The organism is Streptomyces sp. WG5 (assembly GCF_049974565.1).
GTDB lineage: Bacteria > Actinomycetota > Actinomycetes > Streptomycetales > Streptomycetaceae > Streptomyces.
On record NZ_JBNGGC010000027.1, the window covers coordinates 97,816 to 113,964 of the forward strand.

12 protein-coding genes are annotated in these 16,149 nt (G+C 72.4%); 8 read left to right on the forward strand and 4 right to left on the reverse strand.

The window, feature by feature from the left end; translation table 11 throughout:
• Positions 1-134 precede the first annotated feature (134 nt).
• The 4 genes from ACP4IX_RS25925 (at position 135) to ACP4IX_RS25940 (ending at position 4,521) form a co-directional block, all read left to right on the forward strand.
• Entirely contained in the window at positions 135-3,008 is a 2,874-nt protein-coding gene (locus ACP4IX_RS25925) for a nitrate- and nitrite sensing domain-containing protein (RefSeq protein ID WP_426556832.1), read from the forward strand.
• Positions 3,005-3,439: a roadblock/LC7 domain-containing protein gene (locus ACP4IX_RS25930; protein WP_426523068.1), complete on the forward strand. Its 435-nt coding sequence runs from the start codon at positions 3,005-3,007 to the stop codon at positions 3,437-3,439. Before ACP4IX_RS25925 ends, ACP4IX_RS25930 begins: the two co-directional genes overlap by 4 nt.
• A gap of 10 nt (positions 3,440-3,449) precedes the next feature.
• Positions 3,450-3,845 carry a DUF742 domain-containing protein gene (locus ACP4IX_RS25935; RefSeq protein ID WP_426523067.1) on the forward strand — a complete coding sequence of 132 codons (396 nt, stop codon included), beginning with the start codon at positions 3,450-3,452 and terminating at the stop codon, positions 3,843-3,845.
• Positions 3,846-3,915: 70 nt separating this feature from the next.
• Positions 3,916-4,521 carry a GTP-binding protein gene (locus tag ACP4IX_RS25940; RefSeq protein WP_426556834.1) on the forward strand — a complete coding sequence of 202 codons (606 nt, stop codon included), beginning with the start codon at positions 3,916-3,918 and terminating at the stop codon, positions 4,519-4,521.
• A 232-nt stretch (positions 4,522-4,753) separates the two neighbouring features.
• Here the strand turns inward: ACP4IX_RS25940 and ACP4IX_RS25945 are convergent, their stop codons facing one another.
• Positions 4,754-6,379, reverse strand: a complete 1,626-nt coding sequence (locus ACP4IX_RS25945; RefSeq protein ID WP_426556836.1) for a GGDEF domain-containing protein — start codon at positions 6,377-6,379, stop codon at positions 4,754-4,756.
• A 149-nt stretch (positions 6,380-6,528) separates the two neighbouring features.
• On the opposite strand from ACP4IX_RS25945, the gene ACP4IX_RS25950 reads away from it, so the two are divergent.
• On the forward strand, positions 6,529-7,341 hold the full coding sequence (locus ACP4IX_RS25950; RefSeq protein WP_426523064.1) for a M15 family metallopeptidase: 813 nt from the start codon (positions 6,529-6,531) through the stop codon (positions 7,339-7,341).
• A gap of 47 nt (positions 7,342-7,388) precedes the next feature.
• The gene (locus ACP4IX_RS25955; protein ID WP_426523063.1) at positions 7,389-7,925 is read left to right on the forward strand and encodes an NUDIX domain-containing protein; all 537 of its coding nucleotides are present in this window, start codon (positions 7,389-7,391) and stop codon (positions 7,923-7,925) included.
• On the opposite strand, the gene ACP4IX_RS25960 is transcribed toward ACP4IX_RS25955, so the two are convergent.
• Positions 7,916-10,294 (reverse strand): glycoside hydrolase family 31 protein, encoded by a 2,379-nt coding sequence (locus tag ACP4IX_RS25960; protein ID WP_426556838.1) that lies wholly within the window; start codon positions 10,292-10,294, stop codon positions 7,916-7,918. The genes ACP4IX_RS25955 and ACP4IX_RS25960 overlap by 10 nt on opposite strands.
• A gap of 213 nt (positions 10,295-10,507) precedes the next feature.
• Between ACP4IX_RS25960 and ACP4IX_RS25965 the strand changes: the two genes are divergently transcribed.
• Both ACP4IX_RS25965 and ACP4IX_RS25970 read left to right on the forward strand, forming a co-directional pair.
• Entirely contained in the window at positions 10,508-12,484 is a 1,977-nt protein-coding gene (locus ACP4IX_RS25965; protein WP_426556840.1) for an acetoacetate--CoA ligase, read from the forward strand.
• A gap of 120 nt (positions 12,485-12,604) precedes the next feature.
• Entirely contained in the window at positions 12,605-13,495 is an 891-nt protein-coding gene (locus ACP4IX_RS25970) for a hypothetical protein (protein WP_426556842.1), read from the forward strand.
• Positions 13,496-13,555: 60 nt separating this feature from the next.
• On the opposite strand, the gene ptsP is transcribed toward ACP4IX_RS25970, so the two are convergent.
• Positions 13,556-15,226, reverse strand: coding sequence for a phosphoenolpyruvate--protein phosphotransferase (ptsP, locus tag ACP4IX_RS25975; RefSeq protein ID WP_426523059.1), 1,671 nt, complete (start codon positions 15,224-15,226; stop codon positions 13,556-13,558).
• Between the two features lie 77 nt (positions 15,227-15,303).
• A complete protein-coding gene (locus tag ACP4IX_RS25980; protein ID WP_426523058.1) occupies positions 15,304-15,753 on the reverse strand; it encodes a PTS sugar transporter subunit IIA in 450 nt (149 codons plus the stop codon).
• Positions 15,754-16,149 lie beyond the last annotated feature (396 nt).

Genomic DNA, 16,149 nt, shown 5'->3' on the forward strand with positions numbered 1-16,149 from the left:
CATCACCGGCCGCGGGCGCGGAGATTCGCGCTCCGGACGGGTCTTCGAGTTGCCTGCGCGTCAGTAGTAGGCTCGCGCCGTTTGTTGACGTACATGTGCACCCCCTGCCGGTGGGGGTCGAGCTGGGGGAGGCCATGCGCTTTCGCGGGAAGTCGATCCGCCGGAAGATCGTGGCGCTGCTTCTCGTGCCGCTGGTGTCCCTGACCGCGATCTGGGCCTTCGCCACGGTGCTCACGGGACGTGAGGCGAGCCGGCTGTTCAGTGTCTCGACCGTCGTCGAGGAGATCGGCTACCCGGTCGAGGACGCCGTCCGCGTCCTCCAGCAGGAACGCCGCCAGACCCTGGTACACCTCGCCGACCCGCGCGCCTCCGACGGGCTCTCCGCCCTGCGGCGCAGCCGCGCCGCCACCGACGAGGCCCTCGGCGAGATCCGCCGCAACGCCGCGGACGCCGACGTACGCGACGCGCTGCGCGAGGCCGAGGAGGAACGGCTCACCGCCGTACTGGACGCCCTCGACGGCATCGGCTCGCTGCGCCGCAGCGTGGAGGACGGCACCGTCGAGCGCGCGCAGGCGCTCGGCCTCTACAACCGGCTGGTCGACTCCTGCCACGAACTGCTCGCCAACCTGCACGTCGTCGACAACGTGGGCCTGGACAAGCAGTACCGAGCCCTCGTCAACGTCTCCCGCGCCCGCGAACTGCTCTCCCGCGAGGACGCCCTCCTCGGCTCCGCCCTGGTCACCGGCCGGCTCACCCGCGGCGAGACGCGGGACGTCTCCGACCTCGTGGCCCAGCGCACCATGATGTACGACATCAACCTGCCGCTGCTGCCCGCAGCCGAACGAGGGCGGTACCAGCGCTTCTGGAAGAACGCCTCCTCCGCACCCCTGCGCGTCGCCGAGGAGGCGGCCGTCTCCACCGAGGCCGGCATGCCACGCGGCGTCACCGCCAAGAGCTGGGACACCGCCGCGGGCCGCGTGCTCGACGAACTCGGCGCCCTCGACGATCACGCCGCCGACCGCTACCAGGACCGCGTCGACCCGGTCGCGACGAACGTCATCGCCAAGGTGGTGATCGCCGGAGCGCTCGGCCTGATCGCCCTGCTGTACTCCCTCTTCCTGTCCGTACGCGTCGGCCGTTCCCTCATCCGCGACCTCAGGCAGCTGCGCATGGAGGCCCACGAGGCGTCCGGCGTACGCCTGCCCAGCGTGATGCGCCGCCTCTCGGCCGGCGAGGAGGTGGACGTGGAGACCGAGGTGCCGCTCCTGGAGTACGACAGGAATGAGATGGGCGAGGTCGGCCAGGCACTGAACACCCTCCAGCGGGCCGCGGTGGAAGCAGCCGTCAAACAGGCCGAACTCCGCGCCGGCGTCTCCGAGGTGTTCGTCAACCTCGCGCGCCGCAGCCAGGTGCTGCTGCACAAGCAGCTCACCCTGCTCGACACCATGGAGCGCCGTACCGAGGACACCGAGGAACTCGCCGACCTGTTCCGCCTGGACCACCTGACCACCCGTATGCGCCGGCACGCCGAGGGCCTGGTCATCCTGTCCGGCGCCGCCCCGTCCAGGCAGTGGCGCAAGCCCGTCCAGCTCATGGACGTCGTGCGTGCCGCCGTCGCCGAGGTCGAGGACTACGAGCGCATCGAGGTCCGCCGGCTGCCCCGCATCGCCGTCACCGGACCGGCGGTCGCCGACCTCACCCACCTGGTGGCCGAACTCCTCGAGAACGCCACGGTGTTCTCGCCGCCGCACACCGCGGTGCAGGTCCTCGGCGAGCGCGTCGCCAACGGTTTCACCCTGGAGATCCACGACCGAGGCCTCGGCATGGCGGCCGACACCCTTCTCGACGCCAATCTCAGGCTCGCCGAGACACCGGAGTTCGAGCTGTCCGACACCGACCGGCTCGGTCTCTTCGTCGTCAGCCGGCTCGCCCAGCGGCAGAACGTCCGGGTGTCCCTGCAGCCCTCGCCGTACGGCGGTACCACCGCGGTCGTCTTCATGCCCGACGCGCTGCTCACGGACGACGCCCCGGACACCAACGGCGTCGGTTTCCGTCTCGACCGTCCCCAGCACGTCAAGAAGAAGGAGGGGGCGGAGAGCCGCCGGTCAGCCCTCTCCCACGTGCCCGCACGGCTGCCGGACCGGTCGGCCCCGCTGCTGGACGGCCCGGTCGAACTGGAGGCGCCCGTCGACCTGGACGCCCTCGACGACCGGGACAGCGCGCAGGGCGGCCTGTTCCGCCCGCACCGCTCGCTCGTCGCGGCGGACGACGACCGGGTGGCCCGCCGCGCCGAACGGCGACGCCAGGAGCCCGCCGTCGAAGGCGAGCCGCCCCGGGGCGAGGACGGGACGAGCGCGCCGGTCGCGCTGCCCCGCCGCCGGACCCCCAAGCTGGTCAGTTCACACGGGCGCCCCGTCTCCGAACGGGCCGCCCGGAACGCGGACGAGCCGGTGCCGGCCGACCCGGAGCACACGGGAGCCCGGACAGGGCCCCAGGCACGAACGGGTGAGCCGCCCGCGCTGCCGGCCCGCCGCCGTCGCGACGACCGCACCGACGACCGCGGCGACGGAGGCACCAGCGGTCGTGACACCGCCCGCCCGGAGCCCGACGCGCTGCCGTCCCTCCCCGCTCGCCGCCGCGTCGCGTCCGCCGCGGGCAGGGGCTCCGTGTCCGGCAACGGCGAGGACCGCACGCGGCACGCCGACCGCGCCCCCGGCGTCCAGAGAGGAATCCCGGACGCCTCCGCACCCGGTACGGGCACGCTGCCCCGGCGCGTGCGGCAGGCGAACCTGGCACCCCAGCTCAGACAGAGTTCCGGACCGCCCGCCGAGGACCGCTCGGATCCCGCCGACCGGGACGCCGAGGAAGTGCGCAGCCGTATGGCCTCGCTCCAACGCGGCTGGCAGCGCGGCCGCGAGGAGAACGCCGCGGGGGACGACGTCCCCGGTGGCACGGCACCACAAGCACCACAAGCACCACAAGGAACGACTAAGGGGGACGGTCGATGACCGCACCGAAGGCGACCGGCCACACCACGACCCAGGCCGGGGAGCTCAACTGGCTCCTCGACGACCTGGTGGACCGTGTCGCGAGCATCCGCAAGGCCGTCGTCCTGTCCGGCGACGGTCTGGCGACCGGGGCCTCCAAGGACCTGACCAGGGAGGACAGCGAACACCTGGCCGCCGTGGCGTCCGGTTTCCACAGTCTCGCCAAGGGCGTGGGCCGGCACTTCGAGGCGGGCAGCGTCCGGCAGACGGTCGTCGAGCTCGACGACGCCTTCCTGTTCGTCACCGCCGCCGGCGACGGCAGCTGCCTCGCCGTCCTGTCGGACGCCGACTCCGACGTCGGCCAGGTCGCCTACGAGATGACCTTGCTCGTCAAGCGGGTCGGCGTGCATCTCGGCACCGCTCCGCGCACCGATCTGCCCTCGGGCGGGTAAGTGGGATGACATGAGCGCAGACGGTCAGGCAAGAGACCACTGGTTCGACGACGAGGCCGGGCCCGTCGTCCGTCCGTACGCCATGACGCGCGGCCGCACCACCAGTGCGGCCCAGCACCGCCTCGACCTGATCGCGGTGGTGGTCACGGAACCCCACGCGGACGATCCGGAGGCGGACGTCACGCTCTCCCCGGAGCACGTGGACATCGTCGGACTGTGCCGGGACACCCCGCAGTCGGTCGCCGAACTCGCCGCCGAACTCGACCTGCCCGTCGGCGTGGTACGGGTACTGGTCGGAGACCTCGTGGACGCCGAACTCGTCCACGTGAACCGGCCCGTGCCCCCGGCCGAGCTGCCGGACGAGAGCATCCTGCGCGACGTGATCAGCGGGCTGAGGGCACTGTGAAGCGGCCTCGGGGCAGGGTAAGGCGCACGGCAAGCGGCACGTCAAGCGGCACGTTAAGGAGAAGAGATCGATGATCTTCGGGCGTTCTCAGCGCGGCAAGCCGCCGGTCGAGCCCGTCACGCTCAAGATCCTGGTGGCCGGCGGCTTCGGCGTCGGCAAGACCACCCTCGTCGGCGCGGTCAGTGAGATCCGGCCGCTGCGTACCGAGGAACTGCTCACCGAGGCAGGGCGGCCCGTCGACGACGTCAGCGGTGTGGAGGGCAAGCACACCACCACGGTGGCCATGGACTTCGGGCGGATCACGCTCCGCGAGGACCTGGTGCTGTACCTCTTCGGCACGCCCGGCCAGGAGCGGTTCTGGTTCATGTGGGACGAGCTCTCCGAGGGCGCGCTCGGTGCCGTCGTGCTGGCCGACACCCGCCGTCTGGAGGACTGCTTCGCCGCCGTCGACTACTTCGAACGCCGTTCCATCCCGTTCGTGGTCGGGGTCAACTGCTTCGAGGGGGCGGCCCGCTACCCGGCGGAAACCGTACGCCAGGCCCTCGACCTCGACGCCGACGTGCCCTTGGTGATGTGCGACGCCCGTGACCGGGAGTCGGTCAAGGAGACACTCGTCGGTGTGGTCCAGCACGCCATGGTCCAGGCGGCGGACCGCCGCCGGGTCGTCATGACGTGACGGCCGGGGACACGGAGACGACACCCGCCGACCGCACGGGTTCGCAACCCGAGGGGACGAGCACCGGCCGCAACGGTTCGCGGCCCGCGGGACGAGTACCGACCGCCACGGCACCGCGAGCGCGGGCCGACGGCCACCGACGCGCGTGGACACCGGCCCTCCCGGCGTACACGCCGACCTGGCCGACGACGGCCGCACGGTCGCGCATCGGTGCCCCCGGGGCCGGCCTGGTTCACCCGGCAGGTGCCGCCGCCCGGTCCGAGCCGCGCCGGACCTCGTACCCCGGCACGCCCGCCCGGCCCAGCACCCAACTCGCCCCGTGCAGCGCCTTCGCGGCCTTCTTCAGCGGGGCCAGGCAGGCCGCCGCCTGCCGGTGGTCCGGCACGCCGCCCGGCGGGCACAGAACCGTCGCCAAGGAGAGCGTCACGGGCCGCCCGCCGGCCGACCACTGCACGTCCAGCACGGAGGTGGCCAGCGGATCCAGCCCTTCCGGGTCGGTGAGCACCAGGAAGTCGTCACCGCCGATGTGCCCCACGCGCGTGGAGCCCGCCGCCTTCTGCAGCAGCGCGCGCCCGATCGCCCGGATCAGTTCGTCACCCGCCGCGAAGCCGGCCCCGTCGTTGACCTGCTTGAAGTGATCCACGTCGAGCCAGCTCAGCGCGAACGCCCGCCCGTCCGCGATCCGCCGGTCCACCTCGCCCGTGATCGCGTCCGAACCGGGCAGCCGCGTCAGCGGATTGAGCCCGGCCGCCTCCTCGACCCGGCTCTCGGCCAGCGCCCGCACAAGATCCGCAAGCCGCACGACGCCCACGCACCGGCCGCACGCGTCGACCACGGCCACGTCGTCCGACGTACGGCCCGGGCCGCCGACCGCCACCACGTCCAGCACCTCCCAGGCCGTCGCGTCGACCCCCACCGTCCGCGGCAGGTCACCGAGCTTCGCGGCGGGCCGGTCGGCGTACAGGGCATGCCCGTAGCGCCCCGACATCGACAGCAGGAAGCGGGAGCGGTGCACCGACCGCACCGGAACCCCCTCCCGGTCCACGAGCAGCACCCCGGACACGTCGGGCGACCCGGTCAGCAGCGCCCGCACCTGCCCCGCCGAAGCCGTCGCGGGCAGCAGCGCGGCCGGCCGCACGAACTGCCGTACCGACGGCCCCGAGCGCGGTGCCGGTACGACGCCGGCGGAACCGGCCGGAACATACACGTCCGCCGCGGGCAACCGCGTCGGCGGCCCGAACAGCTCACCCTGCGCCAACTGCGCCCCGGCCGACCGCGCGGCAGCGCACTGCGACTCCGTCTCCACGCCCTCCACGGACAGCAGTGCCCCCAACTCGTCGCACAGCACCCGCATCGCCCGTACGGCCGCCGGCCGAGCCAGCAGCGACGCGTCGAGCTTCACCAGCTCCGGCGCCAGGTCCGTGAGCAGCCGCAGCGGCGCGTCCCCGTCGCCGACGCCGTCCGCGCACACCCGGAACCCCTGGCCCCGCAACGCGGTCACCGCCTCCAGCAGGGCCCGACGCGGAACATGCGTGTACGGAGGACAGACGTCGACCGTCACCTCCCACGGCATCCGTCCCGCCTCGCGTACGGCGCCGTGCAGCTCCTCCAGGCCACCGAGGTCGGCGAGCGTGCCCGCGAACACGTTCACGTGCAGCGGCAGCAGCGTCTCCTTGCGGACCGCCGCGCGGAACGCCGCCACCGCCAGCCGGCCGTCGAGTTCCGGGTCGCGCCGGGCCTCGGCCAGGACGTCGCCGGTCTCCGGGCGGACGAGTATCTCCAGCGCCGTGACCCCGCCGGTCATCAGGTTGACCACCGGTTGGAAGGCGAAGCGGAGAGTGTCCGTCCAGGAGCGCACGGGAGCAGGATGGCGCCGCGGGCAGCCCCACGGGCCCAGTTCACGTGACGTTCACGCAGGATTCCGGCACGCCCGCGAAGCGTACGAACGACGAGTCGCCGGCCCGCCCCCTTCCCCCACGGAACGCGCACCTGATAGATGCAGGGAACATGACACGACTCTCCACCGCGCTCCGCGGTCTGGCCACCACCCTCGCCGCCCTGCTCGCCGCCACGACCGTTCCCGCCGCCGCCCGGGCGGCAGCCCCCGGACCGAGGGCCCCGGAGGACTTCGTCGCCCTCAGGAGCGTCGACCCGACGATCATCCAGGAGATGCGCTACGTCACCCCGCACAACTTCGTCGGCGAGCGCATCGACGGCTACCGGCAGCCCCTGTGCATCCTCACCCGCCCCGCGGCCGAAGCCCTCCGCGACGCCCAGACCCGGCTGCTGCGCCAGGGCTATTCCCTCAAGGTGTACGACTGCTACCGGCCGCAGCGCGCCGTCGACCACTTCGTCCGCTGGGCCGAGGACCTCGACGACCAGGACATGAAGGCCGAGTTCTACCCGGACGTCGACAAGACCCGTCTGTTCGCGGACGGTTACATCGCGGAGAAGTCCGGCCACAGCCGCGGCTCCACCGTCGACCTCACGATCGTGAAGCTCCCGGCGAAGCCCACCCGGCCGTACCACCCCGGACAGCCCCTGGTCCCCTGCTTCGCCCCCCAGGACGAACGCTTCCCCGACAACTCCGTCGACATGGGCACCGGCTACGACTGCTTCGACACCCGCTCACACACCCTCGACCCCCGCGTCCAGGGCGCCCAGCGGGCCAACCGGCTGCTGCTCAAGAACACCTTGGAGGACGTCGGCCTGGTGAACCTCCCCGAGGAGTGGTGGCACTTCACCTACAAGCCCGAGCCGTACCCGGACACCTACTTCGACTTCCCGGTCTCCGCGAAGTCGCTCGCCGGCCGCCACTGAGCCGCCCGCCGGAGCCGCCCCCTCCACGATCGGATACAGTCCGCCGCGTGTCCGAAACCGAAACCTCTGTTCCCAACTCCGCACCGGGCTCCCACTGTTCGAGCTGCGGCACACCCTTCGGAGCGGGCGTCTCCGGCTGGCCCCGTACCTGCCCCGCCTGCGACACCACGGCCTACCGCAACCCGCTGCCGGTCGCGGTCGCCCTCCAGCCCGTGTACGACACGCGGGGCACCGCCCTGGTCGTCATCACCCGCACCGTGCACCCCGCGCGCGGGGGCGTCGCACTGCCCGGCGGCTACGTCGACGACCGGGAGGACTGGCGGCAGGCGGTCGTCCGTGAGCTCAAGGAGGAGACGGGCATCGACGCGGCGAGCCGCGACGTACGACTCGCCGACGCCATGAGCTCGCCCGACGGCCACCTGCTCCTCTTCGGGCTCCTCCCCGAGCGGCCGGCCGAGAACCTCCCCACGTCCGTCACCACGGACGAGACCGAGGGATGGCACCTGCTGCGCAGGGCGGAGGAGCTCGCCTTCCCCCTCCACACCCGGGCGGTGCGCGCCTGGTTCGAGGGCCGCTACATCTGAGCCGAGCGCTCCTCGAGCCCACGGACGCGCACCGGTCGGGACGGTTCGCTCACGCCGTCCTCGCCCTCCCTCTCCACGACGACCCGCCGCGCCCTCCAACGGGACACGTACCGTTCGATCTCCGGTTCCGCCCAGCCGTCGCCCGCGTCCGGCACGACCAGCCCGCCGCCGGTCCGCCCCCGCGCGGGCGCCCACACCTCCAGCTCCGTCCCGCCGTCCTCCCCGCGCACCGGAAGCACGGCTCCTGCGCGCGCGAACACCGGAATCCGCGCCAGAGGAGCATCGACGAGAACCTGCGCGGGCCCTTCGTACGCCTGCTCCGTCACCACGTCGTACCAGCGTCCCCGCGGCAGTTGCACGGCCCGCCGGTCCGCCCCCGGATCAAGCACCGGAGCCACCAGCAGACAGTCACCCAGCAGAAAGGCGTCCTCGCAGTCCCGCAGCGCCCGCTCCTCCGGCGCCGACCACCACAGCGGACGCACGTACGGCGCGCCCGTACGCCGGGCCAGATGCGCCAGTGTCATGAAGTAGGGCAGCAACCGCCGCCGTTCGACGAGCGCCGTCCGCGTGTGCTCCAGCACCTCGGCACCCAGCGCCCACGGTTCCCCGCGGCCCGCCCGCGCACCGCCGCGCGTGCGGAACAGCGGCAGATAGGCAGCCAGCTGGAACCACCGCAGGTACAGCTCGGGCGACCGGCTCCCGCCGGCCTCGCCCACATCCGGCCCCGCGTACGGCACTCCGCACAGCCCGAGCCCCATCACCAGCGCCAGCGACGCGCGCAGTCCGGGCCAGCCCGCGGCGACGTCACCGGACCACGTGCCGCCGTAACGCTGCATCCCGGCCCAGCCGGACCGCGAGAGCACGAACGGCCGCTCCTCGGGCACCAGGCTCCGCAGCCCCTCGTATCCGGCCCGGGCCATGCACAGCGCGTACACGTTGTGCGCCTCCCGGTGATCGCCGCCCCCGCCCTCCAGCGAGTGCCGGGCCGAACGGGGCAGCGTCGGCTCCCCGAACGCGGCCAACGAGGTGGGCGCGTCCAGATCGTGCCAGAACCCGGTGAACCCCTGCCTCAGCCCCTCCTCGTAGAGCCTGCCCCACCACTCGCGCACACGCGCGTGCGTGAAATCCGGGAAGACCACGTCCCCGGGCCACGCCACCCCCCGGACGACCGGCCCCGAGGCGTCCCGTACGAACACGTCCTCGCCCGTCCCGCTGTCGTACACGGCGTTGCCGGGCGCGGCGGGGACCACGGGCCCCACGACCGACACCAGCCGGACACCGTCCCGCCGCAGCTCGTCGGCGAGGACGGGCAGCTTGGGAAACCGCTCCTCGTCCACGGTGAACACCTGCCGGGCATCGAGATGGCCGACGTCCAGATGCACGGCGTCGAGCGGCAGGTCACGCTCCTGGTAGCCGGCGACGATCCGCCGCACCTCCTGCTCGTCACCGAGACCCGACCGCAGGTGATGGTGACCGAGCGCCCACGCCGGAGGCAGCGCCGGCGCCCCGGTGAGCGACGCCCAGGCGAGCAGCACGCGCGCGGGGGTACCGACCATCACCCAGCACCGCAGCGGACCGCCCTCCATCCGCAGCACACTCCGCCCCGGCCGGTCGTGCCCGGACCCCGACCCCTCCTCGCCCTCCCGCAACGCCACCGTGCCGTCCCACGAACTGTCGTGGAACACCAGATGCGTCCCCGCGTCGGCCACCACCAACTGCACCGGCATCGTGACGGACGACGCATCCTCCACCGGGGAGAAGGCCGGTCCCACCGCCGTGTTCCACAGCCGGTACGTGCCGTGCCCCAGCCGGAGACCCGTGGCCCGCCCGCCGAGCCCGAAGAACCGGGCGTCCGCCGCCACCTCCGAACGCTGCGTCCAGCGCGCCGCACCACCGCCGACCGGTTCCCACCAGCGGGGCGGCAGCTCACGGCGCAGCACCACGCCCCCCGGCGTACGCACCTCGATCGCGCCGTGCCGGGACACGGCCACGGTCGCCCGCTCGGCCACCACCCGCCAGCCGCCGTCCTTGTCCGGCTCCAGCACCGCCCGCGGATCCGGCTCCGGACACCGGCCCGCCAACGCGTACGACGGCTCCGGCCCGGCCCCGTCCCAGCCCCAGAACACGGCCCCGTTCACCGCGACGAGGACGCGCAGCTCCGAGCGGCTGAACCGGACGACACCGCCCCCGGGCCCGGGCTCCACCTCCTGCATCGGCCCCGGCACCCGCGCACGCTCCGCCCCCCGCGGCGGCAGCCCCGCGGCGTCGGCACGCCGCCTGCGCCACGCCGCCCGTACGGTACGCAACCCCTGCGCCGCTCCCGCAGAGCCGACCATTTTCACCGAACGCACCAGGTCACGACCGTCCATGCCGCTCACCCTGCCATCGACGGCCTCCCGCGCGGGCCTCGTTCAACTGCCGTTCACCCGTGACGGGACCACATCTTCACGGCGCCGACTATGTGGCGCGCGCCCTGGTGCGGAAATCGATCAGGTGGCATCGTCCGTGTCAGCCGCGTCACGCGCACACCCCAGCCCGTGCGCGGAGGACGCACACGACGCGCACAGTCCGGGAGCCGCCCCATGCCGACCGTGAACCCCCAGCCGCTCTGGCAGCCAGATCCGCACCGCATCGACCAGGCACGGATCACCAGGTTCCAGACCTGGGCCGCAGAACACCACGACGCCCCCGCCGAGGGCGGATACGCCGCCCTGCACCGCTGGTCCGTCGACGAGCCGACCGCCTTCTGGAAGGCCGTCACGCAATGGTTCGACGTACGCTTCTCGACCCCCTACGCGCGCGTACTGGGCGACCGCTCGATGCCCGGCGCCCAGTGGTTCCCCGGCGCCACCCTCAACTACGCCGAGCACGCCCTGCGCGCGGCGGCCACCCGAGCGGACGAACCGGCCCTCCTGTACGTCGACGAGACCCACGAGCCGAGCCCCGTCACCTGGGCCGAGCTGCGCCGCCAGGTCGGCTCGCTCGCCGCCGAACTGCGCGCCCTCGGCGTACGCCCCGGTGACCGCGTCAGCGGTTACCTGCCGAACATCCCGCAGGCCGTGGTGGCCCTCCTCGCCACCGCGGCCGTGGGCGGCGTCTGGACCTCCTGCGCCCCCGACTTCGGCGCCCGCAGCGTCCTGGACCGCTTCCAGCAGGTCGAACCGGTCGTCCTGTTCACCGTCGACGGCTACCGCTACGGCGGCAAGGAACACGACCGCCGCGACACCGTCACCGAACTCCGCCGCGAACTGCCCACCCTGCGCGCCGTCGTCCACATCCCGCTCCTCGGCACCGAGACCCCCGAGGGCGCGCTGGACTGGCAGACCCTGACGGCCGCGGACGCGGACCCCGTCTTCGAGCAGGTGCCCTTCGACCACCCCCTGTGGGTGCTCTACTCCTCCGGCACCACCGGCCTGCCCAAGGCCATCGTCCAGTCCCAGGGCGGCATCCTGGTCGAACACCTCAAACAGCTCGGCCTGCACTGCGACCTCGGCCCCGAGGACCGCTTCTTCTGGTACACCTCGACCGGCTGGATGATGTGGAACTTCCTCGTCTCCGGCCTCCTCACCGGCACCACGGTCGTCCTCTACGACGGCAGCCCGGGCTACCCGGACGCGGGCGCCCAGTGGCGTATCGCCGAACGCACCGGCGCCACCCTCTTCGGCACCTCCGCCGCCTACGTCATGGCCTGCCGCAAGGCCGGCGTGCGCCCCGCCCGCGACCACGACCTCTCCCGGGTCACGTGCGTCGCCACCACGGGCTCTCCGCTCCCGCCCGACGGCTTCCGCTGGCTGCACGACGAGTTCGCCGCGAGCGGCGCGGACCTGTGGATCGCCTCGGTCAGCGGCGGCACCGACGTGTGCTCGTGCTTCGCGGGCGCCGTCCCCACCCTGCCGGTGTACATCGGCGAACTCCAGGCCCCCGCCCTGGGGACCGACCTGCAGTCCTGGGACCCCGGGGGCGCACCCCTGACCGACGAGGTCGGCGAGCTGGTCGTCACCAACCCGATGCCCTCGATGCCGATCCGCTTCTGGAACGACCCGGACGGCAGCCGCTACCACGACAGCTACTTCGACACCTACCCCGGCGTGTGGCGGCACGGCGACTGGATCACCCTCACCTCCCGTGGATCCGTCGTCATCCACGGCCGTTCCGACTCCACCCTCAACCGGCAGGGCGTCCGCATGGGCTCGGCCGACATCTACGAGGCCGTCGAGCGCCTTCCCGAAATCACCGAATCCCTCGTCATCGGCGTCGAGCAGCCCGACGGCGGCTACTGGATGCCCCTGTTCGTGCACCTGGCCTCCGGCGCCTTGCTCGACGAGACCCTGCTGAACCGCATCACACAGACCATTCGTGAACAGCTCTCTCCGCGTCATGTCCCCGACGAGGTCATCGAGGTGCCCGGTATCCCGCACACCCTGACCGGCAAGCGCATCGAGGTCCCGGTCAAGCGCCTCCTCCAGGGCACCCCGCTGGAGAAGGCCGTCAACCCCGGCTCCATCGACAACCCGGACCTGCTCCGCTTCTACGAGGACCTCGCCCGCAAGCGCGCCTGAGAGCCCCTCGACGGGCCGGCCGCCCAGAACGGCGGCCGGCCCACGACGCCGCCCCGAGGCCGTTGTCAGTGCCGCCAGTTACTGTGAGTGAGCATTGATCGACTGCGCACAGGGGGAAACATGGCGCACACCGACCAGACCGGGCGACGCGTCCTGCGCCGCGAAATCGCCGGCACCATCGGACTGCTCACCGACGAACACGACTTCCGCGCCATGCGGCGCTACCGCAGCTTCACCTTCGACGACCACGCCGCCTATCTCCACCAGGTGGAAGCCCTGCTCAGGTCACGCGCCTCACAGGGCACCCACACCAGCGTCGCCCTGTTCGACCCGGAGGAATACGCCGACTTCTGCTCGGCGACGGGACTCGACCCCGACGCCGCCGCCAGCCGTACCCGGTTCACCGCCGAACTCGCCGCCAGCGGACCCACCGTCCCGTACGAGGGCCAGCCCCTCGCCGACCTCCTGCCGGACCTCGTCGACGAAGCCGTCCGCCAGGCCACCCGGGAGTACGCGTCCACCCTGCTCGCCCGCCTCGGCAACTGCGCCACCTGCGGCGAGGATCTCGGCCGGGCCGCCTTCACCCGGGCCACGCGCCTCCTCGTCCGCATCCTCGAAACGGCTCCACCGGGCAACCGGCACCTGGTCTGCAGCGTCTCGGGCTCCCCGGAAACCCTCGTCGCCGTCCTGTACGCCGACGAGGACATCGACGGCACCCCGCACATCGACGAGGCCGAAACCCTGGAATTCACCAGCGTCCTCGCCCTCGGCCTCGCCACCCACAGCCCCGGCGGACTCGTCATGCGGATCAGCACCCCGGGCGGCCCGGACCGCATCCACGGCTGGCGCCTGCGGGGATACGGCCTCGAACCCCTCACCGCCGGTGAGGTCTTCGACGCGTACTGCACCGACGCCGACTCCGGGGACCTCATCTCCCCGGAATCCAACGTCGACTACTGCGCGCCCCCCGACCTCGGAGACGACCACCTGCCACCGGGACACCACCACTGAACGCGTGCGGGGCGCCCCACCCGAAGGTGGAACGCCCCGCACCACAGCCTCGTCCGGCACCTACTCGCCGGACAGCACCGCCTGGGCGGCGTTGCGCGCCTCATCGGCGCTGTCCGCCGCCCGGGCGGCCGCCGCGGCACGCTCGCACTGCGCCAACGTGAACTTCGCCAGAGTCGCGCGGACGTAGGGAAGAGACGCCGCACCCATGGAGAGCGAGGTGACGCCCAGACCGGTCAGCACACACGCCAGCAGCGGGTCCGAAGCGGCCTCACCGCAGACACCACAGCTCTTGCCCTCGGCCTTCGCCGCCTCGGCGGACAACGCCACGAGGTCGAGCAGCGCCGGCTGCCACGGGTCCTGCAACCGGGACACCGCGCCCACCTGACGGTCGGCCGCGAAGGTGTACTGCGCGAGGTCGTTCGTCCCCAGCGACAGGAACTCGACCTCCTGCAGCACCGAGCGCGCCCGCAGCGCGGCCGACGGGATCTCCACCATCGCGCCGAACTTCGCCCGCAGCCCGGCCTCACGGCACGCGTCCGCGAACGCCTTGGCATCGGCCCGGTCCGCCACCATCGGGGCCATGACCTCGAGGTAGACGGGCAGTCCCTCCGCCGCCTTGGCCAGCGCCGTCAGCTGCGTGCGCAGCACGTCCGGGTGGTCGAGCAGCGTCCGCAGACCACGCACGCCCAATGCCGGATTCGGCTCGTCGCCGGGGGTCAGGAAGTCCAGCGGCTTGTCGGCGCCGGCGTCCAGCACCCGCACGACGACGCGCCCCTCGGGGAACGCCTCCAGCACCTGCCGGTAGGCGGCGACCTGCTTCTCCTCCGACGGCGCCTTCTCGCTGTCGTCGAGGAAGAGGAACTCGGTACGGAAGAGACCGACACCCTCCGCGCCGGCCTCGACCGCCGCGGCCACGTCCGCGGGCCCGCCGATGTTCGCGAGCAGCGGCACCTTGTGACCGTCCGAGGTCGCACCCGGCCCCGTCGACGCGGCCAGCGCGGCCTTGCGCGCGGCAGCCTCCTCCCGCAGCCGCGCCTTCTTCTCCTCGCTGGGATTCACGAAGATCTCACCGGTGCTGCCGTCCACGGCGACGACCGTGCCCTCGGGCAGTTCCCCGGCGCCCGGCAGCGCCACCACGGCCGGCACGCCGAGTGCCCGCGCGAGAATCGCACTGTGACTGGTCGGCCCACCCTCCTCGGTGACGAAACCGAGGACCAGCGTCGGGTCCAGCAGCGCCGTGTCCGCGGGTGCCAGATCCCGCGCGATGAGAACGTACGGCTCGTCGCTGTCCGGGACGCCCGGCATCGGCACCCCGAGCAGACGGGCGACGATACGATTCCGCACATCGTCGAGGTCGGCCACGCGGCCGGCCAGGTACTCACCGGCACCGGCCAGCAGGGCGCGGTAAGCGGCGAAGGCGTCGTACACCGCGCGCTCGGCCGTGCTGCCGACGGCGATCCGCCGCTCCACGTCCGACATCAGCTCGGGGTCCTGGGCCATCATGGCCTGCGCCTCGAGCACCGCCTGGGCTTCGCCCCCCGCCAGATTGCCGCGTGCCATCAGGTCGGCCGCCACAGCCTCCACGGCCTTGCGGGCGCGCCCCTGCTCGCGCTCCGCGTCCTCGGCCGGGATCTGCTTGGCCGGCGGTTCGAGCACCGCCGTCCCCATGTGCCGAACCTCGCCGATCGCCACACCGTGGCTCACACCGACGCCTCGCAGCGTTGTCTCCATCTCACCCGTCCCGATAATGCGGCGGGTCCCGCCGCCGCGGTGGTTGTCCTACCAGCCGTCATACGACGGCGCCGATGTCACTTCCAGAGGAAGAGGCTCTCGCCGGTCTTCACTTCGCCGTTCTCACGGAGATCGGTGAGGGCCTCGGCCGTCGCCTCCAGGGCCACGACCGGACAGACCGGCGACTTGCCCGCGGCCTCGACGGCGGCCGGGTCCCAGCGGACCACGCCCTGCCCACGCACGACGGTGTCGCCCTTGTTCACCAGCAGCTCGAAACCCTCACCGTTGAGCTGCACGGTGTCGATGCCGAGATGAGTCAGCACACCGTGCCCGCTGTCGTCGACCACGACGAAGGCGTGCGGGTGCAGGGACACGATGACCCCGTCCACGGGGGCGACCGCCTCGGAAGGCTCCCGAACGGGATCGATGGCGGTACCCGGGCCGACCATGGCGCCGGAGAAGACGGGATCGGGCACAGCGGCCAGTCCGATGGCACGTCCTGCGAGCGGGGACGAGACGGTGGTCATGGGAAGCCTCCCGGGGCGGTGGTGTGTACGGGCCGTCACTGCCTGTCCCGGACGGCGCACTGACGAGCAGGGTATGTCATAGGAAGTACCGGTTCCGCATGAGTGTTCCGATTAGAGGTCTAGACCACAGTCCCCACGGATTTGCACCCGTTCCGCGACTCCGTGTACAGTCGTTATTCCTGCACGGGGCTGAGCGATGTGAAGCAGACGCCCTCGCCCCGGCAGACCCAACTCATCAGATCCTATCGCTGGATCGCCTTCTGCGTGCTCGCAGGACGGTGGTCATGAGGCACCGGGAAAGCCTGATAGTGTTGGAAACACCGAAGGGAAGCGCCCGGAGGAAAGCCTGAGAGAGTCTCTCGGGTGAGTACAAAGGAAGCGTCCGTTCCTTGAGAA

Excerpts from the sequence above, each read along its gene's own strand:
- ACP4IX_RS25925 (WP_426556832.1), top strand. The coding sequence starts at position 135 with ATGCGCTTTCGCGGGAAGTCGATCCGCCGGAAGATCGTGGCGCTGCTT.
- ACP4IX_RS25930 (WP_426523068.1), top strand. The coding sequence starts at position 3,005 with ATGACCGCACCGAAGGCGACCGGCCACACCACGACCCAGGCCGGGGAG.
- ACP4IX_RS25935 (WP_426523067.1), top strand. The coding sequence starts at position 3,450 with ATGAGCGCAGACGGTCAGGCAAGAGACCACTGGTTCGACGACGAGGCC.
- ACP4IX_RS25940 (WP_426556834.1), top strand. The coding sequence starts at position 3,916 with ATGATCTTCGGGCGTTCTCAGCGCGGCAAGCCGCCGGTCGAGCCCGTC.
- ACP4IX_RS25950 (WP_426523064.1), top strand. The coding sequence starts at position 6,529 with ATGACACGACTCTCCACCGCGCTCCGCGGTCTGGCCACCACCCTCGCC.
- ACP4IX_RS25960 (WP_426556838.1), bottom strand. The coding sequence starts at position 10,294 with ATGGACGGTCGTGACCTGGTGCGTTCGGTGAAAATGGTCGGCTCTGCG.
- ACP4IX_RS25965 (WP_426556840.1), top strand. The coding sequence starts at position 10,508 with ATGCCGACCGTGAACCCCCAGCCGCTCTGGCAGCCAGATCCGCACCGC.
- ACP4IX_RS25970 (WP_426556842.1), top strand. The coding sequence starts at position 12,605 with ATGGCGCACACCGACCAGACCGGGCGACGCGTCCTGCGCCGCGAAATC.
- ptsP (WP_426523059.1), bottom strand. The coding sequence starts at position 15,226 with ATGGAGACAACGCTGCGAGGCGTCGGTGTGAGCCACGGTGTGGCGATC.
- ACP4IX_RS25980 (WP_426523058.1), bottom strand. The coding sequence starts at position 15,753 with ATGACCACCGTCTCGTCCCCGCTCGCAGGACGTGCCATCGGACTGGCC.